This window comes from Cryobacterium sp. 10I5, assembly GCF_035019865.1.
In the GTDB taxonomy this organism is placed as follows: Bacteria; Actinomycetota; Actinomycetes; order Actinomycetales; family Microbacteriaceae; genus Cryobacterium; species Cryobacterium breve_A.
This window is the reverse complement of record NZ_JASJVI010000092.1, coordinates 1-15,043: the sequence shown is the minus strand read 5'-3', so window position 1 is coordinate 15,043 and position 15,043 is coordinate 1. Positions and strand designations below refer to the sequence as shown.

Annotated in this window: 11 protein-coding genes and 1 pseudogene; 3 read left to right on the top strand and 9 right to left on the bottom strand. The window is 57.7% G+C overall.

What is annotated here, in order from left to right; all coding sequences use genetic code 11:
- Positions 1–107: 107 nt before the first annotated feature.
- Positions 108–746, top strand: a complete 639-nt coding sequence (locus QN350_RS16795) for a sugar-binding domain-containing protein (RefSeq protein WP_322140267.1) — start codon at positions 108–110, stop codon at positions 744–746.
- 27 nt (positions 747–773) lie between these two features.
- Here the strand turns inward: QN350_RS16795 and QN350_RS16790 are convergent, their stop codons facing one another.
- Positions 774–2,612 carry a beta-galactosidase family protein gene (locus QN350_RS16790; RefSeq protein ID WP_322140268.1) on the bottom strand — a complete coding sequence of 613 codons (1,839 nt, stop codon included), beginning with the start codon at positions 2,610–2,612 and terminating at the stop codon, positions 774–776.
- 349 nt (positions 2,613–2,961) lie between these two features.
- Here QN350_RS16790 and QN350_RS20045 point away from each other — a divergent pair.
- Together QN350_RS20045 and QN350_RS16785 are read left to right on the top strand one after the other, a co-directional pair.
- Positions 2,962–3,336, top strand: a pseudogene (locus QN350_RS20045) (AraC family ligand binding domain-containing protein); the annotation flags it as partial.
- A 51-nt stretch (positions 3,337–3,387) separates the two neighbouring features.
- Entirely contained in the window at positions 3,388–3,852 is a 465-nt protein-coding gene (locus tag QN350_RS16785) for an AraC family transcriptional regulator (RefSeq protein WP_322140269.1), read from the top strand.
- A 15-nt stretch (positions 3,853–3,867) separates the two neighbouring features.
- Here QN350_RS16785 and QN350_RS16780 read toward each other — a convergent pair whose 3' ends face one another.
- The 8 genes from QN350_RS16780 to QN350_RS16745 form a co-directional block, all read right to left on the bottom strand.
- Positions 3,868–4,845, bottom strand: coding sequence for a hypothetical protein (locus tag QN350_RS16780; RefSeq protein WP_322140270.1), 978 nt, complete (start codon positions 4,843–4,845; stop codon positions 3,868–3,870).
- A gap of 685 nt (positions 4,846–5,530) precedes the next feature.
- Complete coding sequence (locus QN350_RS16775) at positions 5,531–5,788, bottom strand: hypothetical protein (protein WP_322140271.1); 258 nt, start codon at positions 5,786–5,788, stop codon at positions 5,531–5,533.
- Positions 5,789–6,110: 322 nt separating this feature from the next.
- On the bottom strand, positions 6,111–9,428 hold the full coding sequence (locus QN350_RS16770; protein ID WP_323516935.1) for a DUF5107 domain-containing protein: 3,318 nt from the start codon (positions 9,426–9,428) through the stop codon (positions 6,111–6,113).
- Between the two features lie 313 nt (positions 9,429–9,741).
- Entirely contained in the window at positions 9,742–11,022 is a 1,281-nt protein-coding gene (locus QN350_RS16765) for a cellulase-like family protein (RefSeq protein ID WP_322140273.1), read from the bottom strand.
- 41 nt (positions 11,023–11,063) lie between these two features.
- The gene (locus QN350_RS16760; protein WP_322140274.1) at positions 11,064–11,993 is read right to left on the bottom strand and encodes a carbohydrate ABC transporter permease; all 930 of its coding nucleotides are present in this window, start codon (positions 11,991–11,993) and stop codon (positions 11,064–11,066) included.
- Entirely contained in the window at positions 11,990–12,889 is a 900-nt protein-coding gene (locus tag QN350_RS16755; RefSeq protein WP_134446147.1) for a carbohydrate ABC transporter permease, read from the bottom strand. The genes QN350_RS16760 and QN350_RS16755 overlap by 4 nt, the downstream gene beginning before the upstream one ends.
- 116 nt (positions 12,890–13,005) lie before the next feature.
- A complete protein-coding gene (locus QN350_RS16750; protein ID WP_322140275.1) occupies positions 13,006–14,178 on the bottom strand; it encodes an ABC transporter substrate-binding protein in 1,173 nt (390 codons plus the stop codon).
- Positions 14,179–14,224: 46 nt separating this feature from the next.
- Positions 14,225–14,821 carry a hypothetical protein gene (locus QN350_RS16745; RefSeq protein WP_322140276.1) on the bottom strand — a complete coding sequence of 199 codons (597 nt, stop codon included), beginning with the start codon at positions 14,819–14,821 and terminating at the stop codon, positions 14,225–14,227.
- Positions 14,822–15,043: the final 222 nt, after the last annotated feature.

Sequence of the window (15,043 nt, the reverse complement as noted above, 5' to 3'; positions counted from 1 at the left end):
TCAATTGGCCGGAAACGGTGCTGAAGTGGCCGGTTAATTAGCGATCAAATGGCCGGGTTCGAGTTGACAAAACACACCTGCTGAGGCAGGCCAGGGCTAACGGGCTCGTGAACATCCAAATCCGTTCCCCACTCAACGCGACGAGCCGCCTGGATTACACGAGCGAGATCCTCCGCCGCTTCGGTGACGCGTTCGGAGCCCACGTCGAGCAATTCCCGGTGCAGACCTTCTTCGACGACCCCGCGACGAAGCGGGCGTTCTGGCGGGAGCGCGGCGTGACGAGACTGCTCGAGATGCAGGCGCGAATAAACGTTGCACTCTTCGGGCTCGGCTCGCCATTCTCCAAGGTGCCCAGCCACGTCTACGCGCGCGGGTACCTCGAAGACGAGGACTTCACGGCCCTCAGCGCGGCCGGCGTCGTCGGCGTCGTCGGCGACGATGACGTGGCGCCGTCTTCTTCCGCGCCGACGGGTCCATCGACGGGATCCCGCTCAACGAGCGCGGTACCGGGCCAGATCTCGCCGTGCTGCGCGGGGCGCCCCGGCGCATGTGTCGCCAGAACAGCGCTACCCGATGAGGCGACGCGCCACCCGCCCCAAAAGTCGCTTGACATCAATAAGAACATCCACTCAGCGGGACGTGACCAACCACCACGCGTTCACTCTGATCGGATTGCTCTTCAGGTACTCGGAGTCCTCCGCTCCACGGAACGCAAGCCCGACAGATTTGCCCACGGTTCAGAGTGAGAAGTAGGCCTGATAACGCTTCCTGGATTAGTAGTCGGTATTTCCGAGCGATGGCCGAGGTAAAAAACGCGCGGTTGACTGGGCGTGCGCATGCAGCTCCAATATTATGAGCTCGTTGATTCCAGTTCTCAGTTCGCTGCGGGGAATGTATAGGGTGCTCTGAGGGCCTCGTGACCAGTAACGTCCGAGGTTGAACCCGTTGATCCAGGCAATTCCCTTTCCCCATTCAGAGGTATCTAGGAAGAGATCAGTACTTGCGGACAGGGTGAATTCAGTCTTCGAGAAGCTTGGCCCCATCGGGTCTGAATTCAGGGTGGGAATGCCGGCAAAGAGGGATCCGTCAATTGAGGTGAGGTCCAGACTGAGGACCTCCCAATGCACCAGTTCTTCACCGTTGAGGGTGATCGGCCCGATTATTCCTTTTGGCTCTCCAATACGGGGGCCATACGAGACTCTGCCAAGGTCCTCCACAAGCAGTTCCAGGATGTCGCCTGCAGGCAACGCAATTGCTCTCTCTCTGTTGTCACGGTTAAGTGCTCCGACGCTTGTGCCGTCGATCGACACGAGCGCGCGATCACGGATCTCTGCAAGACGTAAAGTCCCGGAGCGGGCGATATTGTCGGCAGAATGGTGCAGAGTGGTTCGGTAGACGCAGAGGCCACGGTATTGCTCGGTGTGATCCATCGTTGGTGCGTGTTCAAATGCTCTCCATCTGCCAAGTTTCTCGCGTACGTCGGTCAGCGGAACAGTGATTTGGAACGGCGTTTGAAAGGCGGGTGCGTCTGTTGCTGACGCTGGGACACAGGCAGGGAGCTGGGAATAACGGCCGATGACTTCGCGGAATGCGTGGTATTTCTCAGTTGGGTATCCGGCTTCGTCAAGGGGGGCGTCGTAGTCGTAGGAGGTGACTTGGGACTTGTAAGTGCCTTTGTCATTCGCGCCGTTGCTGAATCCGAAGTTCGTGCCGCCATGGAACATGTAGATGTTGACGGATGCGCCTGCGGCTAACATCGAATCGAGTTCGAGGGCCGCATCCGCAACGGGGGTCGTGTGGTGGTGTTCGCCCCAATGATCGAACCATCCGTCCCAGAATTCGGAGCACATGAGCGGTCCTGTGGTTTGGTGTCGGCGCAGCGTTGCGAGTCGCTCATTGCTTCTGGAGCCAAACGAAGCAGTTCGGTGCAACTCGGGGAGGCTGCCGTCATCGAGCATCTGGTCGGTCGGCTGATCGACCGTCGTGAGGGGCACGGTAATACCAAGGTCATGTGCCATAGCGACTAGAGCCTGGAGATAGGGTTTATCAGCCCCGTAGGCTCCGTACTCGTTTTCAATTTGAAAGAGAATGACGGGCCCACCTCGATCGATCTGGGCTACCGAGATGATGGGAAGTAGTTGCTCAAAATACTCACGGACGGCCGTAAGATATTTAGGTTCAAACCGTCTGATACGCACGTCCGGATCAGCGGTCAGCCAGGCCGGTAGTCCCCCGTTGTCCCATTCAGCGCAGATGTACGGGCCGGGCCGAATGATTGCGTGCATACCTTCCTCTGAGACAAGGCGTAGAAATCGGGCCAGGTCGAGTCCGGCCGTTGTATCGAACACGCCGCGCTGCGGGGCATGTTGGTTCCACGGAACATATGTCTCGATCGTGTTGAGACCCATCAGCCTGGCCTTATGGATTCGGTCGGCCCATAAATCTGGGTGCACGCGGAAGTAGTGGAGAGCGCCCGAAATGATCTGAAACGGCTTGCCGTGAAGCAAGAAATCGTCAACACCGATTGTGAAGGTCGGCGACTTGGTTTCGCGTTTGAGTGAGGAGGTTTCGCTGTTGACCGTCAAAATCTCGTCCCGCCTGCTGAAAGACATTCTTGGTGCCTGGGCCAAGGACGGGTGTGGAGGCGAATGCGCCGGGACCGCTCGACCCAGTTCGGGATATCGACGTCTAGGCGCCCGAGTGCTGTGGCGTGTACATGAACTCTGCGCCACACGCGAGGGATGGTAAAAGCAAACTCATCGAGCGTCTTTCGAGTCGTACTCTTCACGCTTCTTTGCTCCTCTTGACTATGAAAGTGCTCGTGGCAGGACGGGTACTCCCGTGCCCCGGAGGGTGGAGGGAAGCTACCCTGGGCCGTGATCTCACTTGTATCTAAGGGCAAAGGTACGATCGATTTAGGCCGTCGAACACGAGAGAACGGTTGAGTATCTGGAGAGAACGATGACAGCGGTGACCAATTTGTCGGGTGTGATCCCGGATGGTTTCCCGGGTCAGCGGATGCTTGTGGTGCCACGCCCTCGAGTGAGGGAGGCGCTAGCGCATCCAGGGACGGCGCACCTTGTCGTCACGGACTGCGGGTATTTTCCACAGGCGCATTCTCATGGCCGAGTACGGCAAAGCCCGATTCCCCAGGCCGTCGTAATTCTTTGTGTCAAAGGAAAAGGTTGGTGTGTCACCGCGGCGGGCAGGTTCGCTGTCACCGCGGGACAGGTCATTATTTTGCCTCCGCATCAAGCTCATTCGTACGGCGCTGATTCTGACGACCCTTGGACTCTTTGGTGGTTGCATCTGGACGGAAGTGACCTTGAAGGGTTTCTCTCGTTCGCGGGAATGACAATTAGTGCGCCCGTTCGGACGCTGTCCGACATGTACGCAACTGTGTCGCTCGTTGCCGAGGTGATCCAATGGATGGAGCGTGACACAACAGATTCGAGCCTCCTCTCAGCAGCCGGCGCGGCTTGGCATTTGATGGCCTTGCTTGCGTCAGACAGAGCTAGTGCGGGGGGGACGAGCAACTCTATTGAGCGGGCGATTGACTACCTGCGAAGCCACGTCACCCAGCGAATAAGCGTGACGGACCTCGCTGCGATGGCGGGGTTGAGTAATTCCCATTTTGCGGCACTTTTCAAGGGGCACACCGGTTTGGCGGTCCTGAATTACCAAACTCAACTCCGGATGGCTAGCGCCCGCGAGTTGCTAGACACGACCACACAGCCGGTAGAAATGATTGCCCATAGTGTTGGTTACGAGGACTCGTTCTATTTTGCTCGCCAGTTCAAGAAGATCCACGGGCTGACTCCTTCTGTCTATCGTAAGCACGACAGGGGCTGATCCGTTGGGTAGTCGCTAGGGTGTGCCAGCCGTATGGGCAGACCACTGGATATCGAGGCGTGCGCAGCCTCCGGGCTCGATCGTATGTAGGGGCGATAACACTTCCAATTCGACGAGCCACGCGTTCGGATGAAAACCGTTGAGCTCGCTGAGGGCATGCGGTATCGGGGATTGCGCCCATACTTCGATCCGTGATCCGTGGTCTGGGTATTCCGCTCTTTCGTCGACGGCGGTTTTGAGGACGAGGCTGGTTCCTGCCGGTCCACGCCACTTAATCTCTCCAGTGGAGTGGGGGAATCCGAATTTGGCGACCCCAGGTTCGATCGGCACTCGCGCGATGCCGTCTGCGATGGTTGGTCTTACTGCGCCTGCGTATCGTGCGAGTTCGATAGGTGGATGGTTGGACGTGACGGTGACTTCTACTGCAGAGTCCGTTGCCCCATCTCGGGCCGCGAAAGTGTCGATTTGGCACACTTCCCAGAGAGACCACCGCACATTGCGGTGGGATGTGTTCGTAAAGGCGGTGTGTTCGAAGAATGAGGAGCCGGTGGCTGGGATCCGGAATTCGCGTTTGACTTGAAGGCCAGTTCGAGCGTCGTTGGGGCTGGCCATGATGACCTGCTGTACTTTCTCAATTGGGAGCCAAGTGGATTCGAAGGTCCACTCACCCGCATCGAGGACAGGATCCGGTGGGCCCGCCCATTGCCCTACACTTTCTCCTTGCGGTGCCGGCCAGGTCTTGGAACCACCGACGTTGGCCCAAGAGGCGAACGTGCCGTCCAGTGTTGCCCAGGACAGCCTCGGCTTAAGAGCGCGAAATTTTCTGTCAAAGAAATCCGGGTTGATCCACAGCAGTTCTTTCCCTGCGATCTGGAGAGACAGAAGGCGACCCCCAACGGATGGCAGGAAGACGAGCTGCAAGTATTCGTTGCTGATCCGATATAACTCGAGAGACGGGTCGCCGCTTTCAAGTTGGTGAACTGACAACTTCATAGTCCAGGACCACCACCACATTTTGAGTGGTCTCGGATCGCCTTTAGGAACAGAATATCCCCGTTCATGTCTAGTTGACCGTTGGCGATGCGGAGATCACGGACGCCGTAGTTCGTCGTCAATCGGTCGACGGGGTGGTGGCGTCCGTCGCGGCCGGGGGTAGTTGTGCAGAGAGTTGCTTGGACGGTGAGTGCATTGGTCTCGGAATGGACATGGTCTCTGCCGTGGACTCGGAACTAGGGTCGAGCTGTACGTTTCCGGTGAAGTCCGCATGACCATGGTTTTCGAAGAGAATCCGCGCGTCAAGTTGACCATCTGCGGTTGTGATGAGCACCTTGCTTATCGATGTTGGAGCGACACTTTCGAGCCAGACTGAACGCATGATGCCAGCATATGACCAGTAGTCGACGGGCTTGTATGGGATCTTAAAGTCGTCAGTGACTGGCTGGCATGGCGGACTGTACGAGGTGTGGGGAGTCCGAAGAAACATACGAACGGCGAGTGTGTGCAATCGGCTAGGCCTGATCGAGTCGGTGATCGGCAAGGAGAACAGCGTGTTGGCGCCTTCATACTTACCTAGGGGAACTCCGTCGAGCCACACATCGGCGCTGTAGCCAACGGCTCGGAAATTAAGGCGCAGATGACGCTCCGTCCGACCGCCGAATAGTTTCACATCACGCCGGCATCAGGCATAGCAGTCGAGGAATGCCGTACCCCCGCCGAAGTGGCTACCATCCAGAGAGCCGAAAACTGCTGTGGCGAGCAAGTCCCGCGCGGAAGGGACGGCGATACTTTGCCATTCACTGTCGTCGAATCTGGAGTTGTTCCAGCCGCCGTCCAGCCCGATAACCTCGGGGTCCGATGCAAAACGCCATTGTCCATCGAGGTCGATGTATTCCCGTTCCGGTTCTCTAGTGCGCCAGCCATCGAAGCTGGGCAGCACCGCTCATAAGAGAAGACCACTTTGGTTTCGCCGACTCGCTGCACGTGCGTGCCAGACGGCTCAGTTGGAGGATGGGTATCGAGAATAGGCATTTCTCCTGGGGTGACAGCCGTCATCGCTTGCGCAGCTGTCGACCGCACCGGTAGTGCGACGAATCCAACACCGCACAAAGCACTGGAAAGGAAACTCCGCCGCTTCATTCCTGCGGGGAAGGGTGATGGAGATGAGGGAACGGTCATGATGTCTCCTCATGTTCGTAGGGAAGCCCTGGAGGTTGGAAGTGTGGGATTGCTGGCTGTGGTGTTTCCCTTCGGGGCCTGCCCTAGGAGTTCGCCGTTTCCCGAGTGGAACTATCCATATTTTTGAGTATCGAGAGTTGTGTGCGGATAGTCGAGACGACGTGGTCGCGTTCGGCTGCTGGGTCGTCAATGAACAGCAGCATTGTGGGAAGGCTCGTTGCAAAGAAGTCAATTTTTGCCACTGATTCCTCATATTCATTTACCCACATGTCGAGTTTCTGGGCGACTTGCTGCGCCTGCTCATGGCGTCCAAGCCTGTGGAGTGCCACGATCGCGTGGTGTGTCTGGGTGCTGAATGGTGTTGCCGACATCTTGGTGAAGTCACCGGTTGACTGTGCAGCCTGTTGCCAGTGCCCTTCGGCCGCGCACATGTCGCCAGCTCCTGCCCAGGAATCTCCAAGCGCCAACTGCAGTTCGGAGACGTTGGCTAGGGGATGCCGCCCCTCGCCGAGGTTTTGCGGAGGTCGCAGCGCTGCTTCTAAGAGCCTGATGGCCAGTTCGTGATTATTCGAGGTATTGGCGCTCCGAGCTAGGGAGAGGGCCGCCCGATCCCAGGCAGCGAGGACTTGCCCCTCGCCGCCTTCCCATGGTTGGAACTGTCTTTCAGCTAGGAGAGTTTGAGCATCGCGCGCTCGGTCGACATCGATCAGAAGTTGCGCAAATGACACCGTCAAGTCGTCACGCTGGTTCACGATTTCCTGGCGTTTCTCCAGCTGTATAAAACGTTCCTCGGTGGACGTCCCAAGCCGCGCAGAAAGCTGGTCAAATTCAAACCAGAGTTTCGCGTTGCCAGGTTCCCCGTTGAGGGCACAGTGGTAGTGATCGGTCGCGGCATCGAAGTCGCGGAGCACGTTGTAGGAGGCGATGCCGAGATTCCGATGGACGACGGTCGCTACTTCAGTGGACGGGTTGGAGCTGAGCGAGAGGTGCCAGAGGCGGATCGCGTCAGCATATCGGCGACGGTCGTAGTACCAGTGCCCTAGCAGGGAGGCTGCGAGTGGGTCACCCGGTTTAATTTCGAGAGCCGTTCGGAGCGCATCGACATCATCGAGGCGTGATGGGAGAGTGAGTTTTGAGGACCCACGGCTGGCTGCATCTACAGCGGCTCTGGCCTCCTGTGCTTTGCCGGCTTGGTGGAGGAGAGCGGCACGGTGGTAAGAGATTAGTGGCCCTACGTTTACTTGCCCGGGCGCAAGAATGGGAAGGAGCGCCGCTGCGTCGTCTAATGCCGTAAGTGCGTGATCGATGAATCCTGCGGCGGCGTATTCAAGCGCGACGTCGAGCATTACCGTGGCGTCCGACGTGACGGGCTGCTTGCGGAGGTGTAGTGCCCATGCATCGAGCGGATCTTGGCTGAGGGTATTCGCGAGAACCTGGTCGGCTTCGGCAACGTGGCCGGCCGTCTGGAGTAGAAGCGCGAGCAAGTCGGCTGCCTGCAGGTGGCGATTATCCGTTGTGAGTACGTCTCGAAGCGTTTTGATAGCGACGTCGATCTGCCCCATCTTGGCGTGCTCACGAGCGAGAAGATAGCTTGCCGGGACTACGTACGCATTGTCCCATGACGCACGTGCGAGAACGTTGAGCGCCTCTCGCTGCCGTCCGAGCCGCGAGAGGGCGAGGCCGAGCCGGTAGTGTGCTGATCCATCCAGTGGAGTGGGTGCCCATTGAGTGCGGCGAGTCACACTTCGGGACAGCATCTCGACGGCGCCCTCATAGTCGGCGCAGTCATAGAGCCGTTCACCGAGTCCGGCAGTGGCTCGTGACTCCTGGGGATCCCGGGTCAGGATTTCACGCCAGTAGGGTTCCGAGGATCGCGTCGCGTGTCGATACTGGTCGAGATAGACGGCGATTTGAACTAGTTCGTCGATGGTGCCGACATCTCTGGGAGCGGCCGGTTCTTCAGCGTGCCGGGGTTGCTCAGTGATCTCTTCATCCTGTCGTGGATTGAGAGTGAGCATGGTTTTCTCGTCGGTAAAGATGCGTAGCTCAAGTTCATCGCCTGGCTGCTCTTGGCAAAAAGCGACATCATAAAGGAACGGGCCCGCAGGGCTTAGACGGTGGGTACCATCGTAGAGAACGCGACCATTGCTTGCGCTTAGTCGTACGTGGGCGTGCGGAATGACTTCAGATGAAACTATTCCGATGCGCGCTCCGGCTTCGGTGATGTCTAGCCGGGCGGCCACATCAGCACTTGCCTCCTGAGCCGGTCCTATCTGGCTAAGCGGATACCAGAATTGGCTAAACGTCTTCGTCTCGCCGGCGGCCAGATACGCAAAGTCAGGCTGGTTGTCGGTGAAGACGCCGGCCATCAGCTCCACGTACGGACCATCGGCATCGGTAAGATTGCTATCCCAAGCCCACCCAAATGGTGCGTTGCCCCAAGTCCACTGTTTCTTGCCCGGGGAAATGTCGCGGCTGGCCCAGTGAACAAAGCCGGCATTTCGGCCGTGATCGTATCCACCAAAGAATTCGCCATCGGTAGACGTAACCATGTACGAGGTCGGCACGGGAATGTTGCGATACCAGTCCAGTCGATCAGCATCGGGGTTCTCCGGGGTAACCCGGCTCGGGTAGTCGATGCCGTAATAGGACGTCCGGGCGTGCGGGAAACTTACGATGGCACGCTTGGCATGGTCAGCGACGTAGTTGACATCTGTCGGGAAGAATGACTGGTAGTCGTCATTGACGGCGGCCGCGACGTTTGCCCACCACAGGAACGTCTGGCGAGTTTCGGACCGGTTGTAGAGGCGCACCCGCGCTTCGATCTTTGAGCTATTCGGCCGCAGTCGGATACCGTGCATACCCTTCATCCGAGCAAACGGATCATGGTCGGAGCACCAGACAGTCACCGAGCCGTCATCTTCGTGCTCAATACTGACGTCGGTCGGGAGGAATGTGGCCGGGCGATGGTGCTGAGGCCAATTGAACTCAATCCCCCCCGAGATCCAAGGCCCCGCGAGGCCCACGAGAGCGGGCTTGATGACGTTGTTGCGATAGAACATGTCGTACTTAGCCACTTTGTCATAAGCGATGTGTATCCGGCCGCCGAGCTCTGGAAGGATTACCAGACGGAGCCACTCGTTTTCGAGATGTATCGCTTGCCACAGGTGAGGAGACTTGGTCTGACTGATGCGTTCGTGGAATGGCAATGGGAACACCCGTCCCGACGAGCCTTGGTAGACGCGAGTTTCAAGAAACGCGGGAAAGTGGTCCGGTGTCTCTGGGAGGTATGTGTCGATGCTGATTGGTTCGGACCATGCTGCCACGGGCGCAGCTGCCAGGGCAGCGGGAATTGAGGGGAGAGTAATTTTTGATGCCCGGGAGGGCCCTTCGGTGAGCATAGAGCGAGCATATGGTTGGTCAGCTTGGGTCCGGAATACACAATTCAATGGACAACCTAGACAAAACAACTTTTTACCCGCCGCAATACGTGCGTCACAGTGACGCATCTGACCCTGTTTGCTGGAGGTTTCTTACTTCAGTGCTCGACAAGACTTCACGAAACCATGGATTAGGCGGTCGCTCGGGGATGCCGCGCAACTCCTGGTTTTGCGCGAACGGGTTTCACATTGCGACACTGCGCTTTCGGGCGCGACGGCGCCGGGGCGGGTATGAAGCTGCTCACAAATAGTGGGCACGCTTCTTTGAATTGCGCTATTTTGCTTCCTGAAATAGCCTGTTCAGTCGTCGTTGGAATTCGATGTTCGCCCACCCCGGGTGGTGCGGAGCGGAGTTTGACCCGGGCAACGTTCCCCAGTAGCCCAGGTCGGCGCATCGTTGCACGGCGTAGGCCGCGAAGTATTGTCCGACTGGCCCATCCTCGAAATCGGCCTCAAGAGGCGTGTATCCGATCCAACCTTCGCCGATCACCGCAGGTACGTCGTGGTGAGTGGCCCAGATCATGACGGCCTGCAACCGGGCCTCCAACGCCTGTTTCATAGCAATTTCATGCTCTGCGAAGTGCCGGTACAGCCACGCGTCCCAGGCGATCGGGTCCACCCAGTCGTAGGCATAGAACATGCTTGTGGTGATGCCCGTCGCTTGTAACCGCCACGGTTCGATCGTTGTAGTCCATTCGTCGAACGGGGGTGCGTCGTCTCTGAGAATGGACTTCAGTTCCTCGGTTGGGAAAATTGGCGGCTCTGCGCGAACCTGCGCCCATGCTTCGAGAGAAGCAAGGACTCCGTAGATGTAGAAGTGTTGGTGTGCCACTTGCGCGTTGTCGGGGATGGATGCGAGGTCTAGGTAAGGCGGAATGCCGTAGCACACTGTCGATAAGACGTCGGGATGGGCGTCCTGTAGAAGCCGGAGGGCATTCTCGAGATACGGTCGTTGCGCCCAGAAAGTATCGAGGCCCTCCGATGGGACTTCTGTTAGGCGGGATAGGTCGACCTCGTTGTGGATCTCGACATACGCTATGCGATCGTCAAGTGACTCTTTCTTGAGGTACGTCACCAGTTTCGCTTCGGCATGGGCAAGTGCCTCGTGCCGATTCTTCGCGGGAATTGCGCTTAGCATGTCGTGCCACGATGAGTTGGAGAGAAATGCGGAACTTTGCTGGTATTCCCATGACGAGATGATCACGAAGCAGCCGTGACGCTTGGCCGCCTTAAAAAGAGCCAAGAGGTGGGCGCGGCCATTGAGCACGGCGCCCCCGGCGGCGTTGTACCACCTCGTGCGCTGACCGGTGTCGCCGCCCATGTTCACGAATTGAAGCGCCGTCGTGTCGATATCGTGTTCTCCGAAGAGGAGCAGGGGCGCCGCGCAGATGCGAACGGTGTTGTAGCCGCGATCGACGGCTTCAGCGAAGGCACGATCAAGATCGTAAAAGGGTTCGCCCTTGGCTGTTTGGGTATACCAGGTGAAGTCCCAGAGGGTGATCGTCAGCTTGGCGGGAAGTTGCGCTGGGGTCGTGGTGAGACGTGAGGGAGTCATCGGTTCCTTCTATCGATCATGGAGGGTATTTGAGGAACGTTTCATCCCTTGACGCTTCCTTCGGTAAGACCCGCCTTCCAAAATCGTTGCAGGCTCACGATGGCGATCATGATCGGGATGACGGATAGGAAGGCGCCACCGATAGCCAGTTGGTACAACTCGGGGTGACGATCTGAGACACTCTGCCATTGGACGAGACCGAGGGTAATTGGATAGAGGCTTTGGTCGGAGAGCATGACGAGCGGCAGAAAAAAGTTGTTCCAGATGCCGATGAATTGGAACAAGAAGATCGTCACGGCGGCGGGCATCATCAATCGCAGGACAAGAGTGAAGAAGATCCGGAATTCTCCGGCCCCATCGAGACGCGATGCCTCAAGGAGACTGTCTGGGACGGCGGCTTGCGCGTAGATGCGGCCGAGATAGACACCGAACGGGCTCACGAGGGAAGGGAGGAGCACAGACCAGTAAGTATTGACGAGGCCGACTTGGCTCATGAGTAGGAACAGCGGAAGAGCCAGTGCTGTTCCGGGAATCATTACGCCGGCCAGAATGATGTTGAACCAGACCTCGCGGCCGCGGAAGGTAAATTTTGCTAAGCAGTATCCAGCCGCAAGAGAGCAGATTGTGGCCACGACGGCGCCGACCCCGGAATATAGGACGCTGTTGAGCGCCCATCGGCCGAAGATTCCGCCGTCGTAGGTCACGACATTGACCAGGTTGGTCAACAGCTGCGGGTTATCCAGGGCCAACCCGGACGACCCAAATAGGCTACTTGTGGATTTGGTGGCGGCGATTGTGAGCCAATACACCGGAAAGAGAAAGTAGACGGCGGCAACCGCAAGGGCAGCGGTTACCAGAATTCTCCAGCCGGGGCTGCGCTGAATCTTGCGTGGCTTTTGGACCGTGCTTGGTTGCTTTGACGACTGATTCTTTCCTTTTTTACCGGTATAAGCGCGTTCGGTGGTTGTCATGATGGGCTCCCCCCTCGAGTGACGAGTTTGAGAAATCCGAATGAGAACGCGCATGCGACGAGTGCCAGAAGGACTGACTCTGCGGCGGCAAGGTTGTAGTTGTTATTCGCAAATGCCTCGTTATAGGCAGAAAGGTTGGGCGTGAAGCTAGAGGTGATTGCGCTCGAAAGCGGTTTGAGGACGAGCGGCTCTGCGAAGAGTTGGATGGTTCCGATGATTGTGAAAACAGTCGTGAGCACGATGGCCGGGCGGATAAGCGGCAGCTTGATCCTGGTGATGACCTGCCACGCGTTCGCGCCATCGATGGAGGCTGCTTCGAAGAGATCAGCGTCGATAGATTTCAGTTGGGCAACGATCACAAGCATGTTGTAGCCGGCATACTGCCAGGTGACGATGTTGGCGATGGACCACAGGATCGAACCTCCACCGAGGAAGTCGAGATTCAGTCCGAGAGCTGACCCAAAGTTGACCAGCGGGCTCAGTCCCGGGGTGTAGAGAAAACCCCACAGAATCGAAGCGATAACACCAGGTACCCCGTACGGCAAGAAGTACGCCGATCGGAAGAACCGCACACCCCAGGCAGATGCTGCGTCGAGCAGGAGCGCCAGAGCGGTGGCGAGGATAATCATGACCGGTACCTGAACGACTGCGAACAGGAGGACCCGGCCGAGGCTGGCGACGAACGCCGAGGCGCCAAGTGCGGTGATGTAGTTGTCTAGGCCAACGAAAACGGGGCTGCTACCGCCCTGACCGAATGCGCCAGAACGTTGGATGCCGGTCACGCTCTCATAGATCGCATAGACAAGAGGCAGGACCATCGTCAGCGTGAAGAGGACGATAAAAGGGCCAAGTAGCCCGGTTATCGTTAGTCGGTGCCTGGATCGCGTGGTTGTCATGACGCTGTCTTTCTCTGCAATTCCTGGATGATTTCTGTGGTGTTTGGGTGTAGCCGTGAAGGGGGAAGCGGGGCCGGATCATGATCGTACGGTCTGACCCCGCAGCGTCCTGTTTGTCAGTCCCCTGCGCGAACTTTTAAGCCCTTCGCCTCCAAGTCAGCAATCGTCGCGGTCTGGGCGGCCTTCACAGCGTCCACGAAAGTCCCGTGGCCTTCAACGGCCGCTTGGAAGCCATCGTTTAGGTGCGTGTAGGTGTTGGCAGTTGTCGGTATCCAACCCCACGACGTATTGATGGACTCGTCAGACTTCTTGAAGACGTCTTTGTTTGCGTTCTGGCCACCGAGGAATTCCTCTGGTTTGTCGAGAGTAGATCCGGCAAGCGCGTTCTTCGCTGCGGGCCAGCCGTAGCCGCCAGCGAGAAGAAGGTTGATGCTCTGCGGGTCAGTATTGAGCCAGACCGCGAACTTCTCCGCAGCCTGCGCGTTCGACGTGCCCTTGAGCACTGCGGTGCTCGAGCCACCCCAGTTCGCGGAGGCGTAGGTGCTATCCCACTGCGGCAGTGGGGCGACCTTCCATTTCCCTGCAGTTGTCGGTGCGTTCCCCGAGAGGATGGACCCGCCCCATTGGGCAGACGGCCAGGCGACGATATTGCCGTTCTGGAGATCGCTGTACCACCCGTTGGCGAAATCAGGTTCGGTCTTAATGAGCCCGGCTTCGCGAAGTTTGTCCCAGTAGGAGGCAACTTTGAGTGTGGTGTCCGAGTCGATGTTCACGGTCCAAGTATCTCCATCGAGGCCAAACCACTTCGCGCCTGCCTGCCACGCGAGAGCCGTAAACCACGCTGAGTTACCAGGGGCGAAAGTATTGATATATTGAGCCGGGTTCGCGTCGTGAATGGTTTTGGCGGCCACGGCATATTCGTCCCACGTCGCCGGAGCCTTCAGCCCCAGGGCGGAGAAGATATCCTCCCTGTAGTACAAGCCCATCGGTCCGGATGCTTGAGGCACCGCGTACACGGAGTCGCCGAATGTTGACTGCCCCAGCTGCCAGTCCACGAATTTGCTGCTCTCGACGCCCATCCCGAGTGGCTTGAGATCAACAAGACCATTTTCAAGAACGAAGCCGGGAAGTTCCTGGTATTCGATCTGAGCGAGATCGGGCGCCCCCTTGCCTGCCTTCAAAGCGGAGTACATCTTCGCGTACGTTCCGGAGCTTCCCGCAGGTGTTTGCTCCAACTTGACCTGAATATTCGGGTTTTCTTTGTTCCAAAGGTCCACGGCCTTGTCCACGCCGGGCACCCATGACCAAAACGTGAGGTTTGCCTTCTCTGAAGGATCAGAAGAGGACCCGGGTGGCGTGCTGGTACATGCGGTCGTAGCGAATACCGCCGCCACAGCTACCACTGCTGCAATCGTCCTGATGCGTTTCATTTTCTCTCCTCGTTGAGGTACTGGGCTTGGGACGCAACATTGTGATCAGCGCGGTCGGACGGGCACAGTTCTGCAAGGTTGTGGCCCCGGCACTCGCATGATATTTGCGCTTTAAAACAGGGTTTCGTGAGGTGCAGTAGCCGCCAAAATCGACTTCTTCGGGGCCAACGAGGCGGTTCTTGCGTTCAACCTGGCGCTCCGTGTCGGCAGCTCGCTCCCCATGGAAGGGCGACAGCCGACCATAGGAACTTTTCTTTGAACATATGGTGAGTCTAGGCACTTCAGTCCGCCGCCCGGAATGAGCGAAGCGCTGAAGAAACAAGACAAAACGCTGATCGATCATGGGCCATAAAAGTTGAATATCGCCCATGAACGACGCTGACACAGCCACCGATGCCCGACCTTGTGGGAACTCGGATTGCGGCGGGTGCCCCGCTTCCAAAACGTTGAACCAGTTTTTGTGATGATCCTGTGATCCGGCACTTCCGGTGATGAAGCCCACACGCGATCGAATAGGCAGCCAAAACGGATGGTCCGGGTCATCGATCGTGCTTGGCGAGTAGCGCTTGATGGTAGTGCCAGTCCGCACAGCTGGTATGTCCTGTCTCAGCTCTTTGTTTACAACCTGTCTCATGACGTTGTTGACACCACGGAAGATGTCAACCTGTATGAGTCATATTCTCTAGGCGGTCATTGAGTTCGTTCCTGCTTTCTCGGGTTCGTT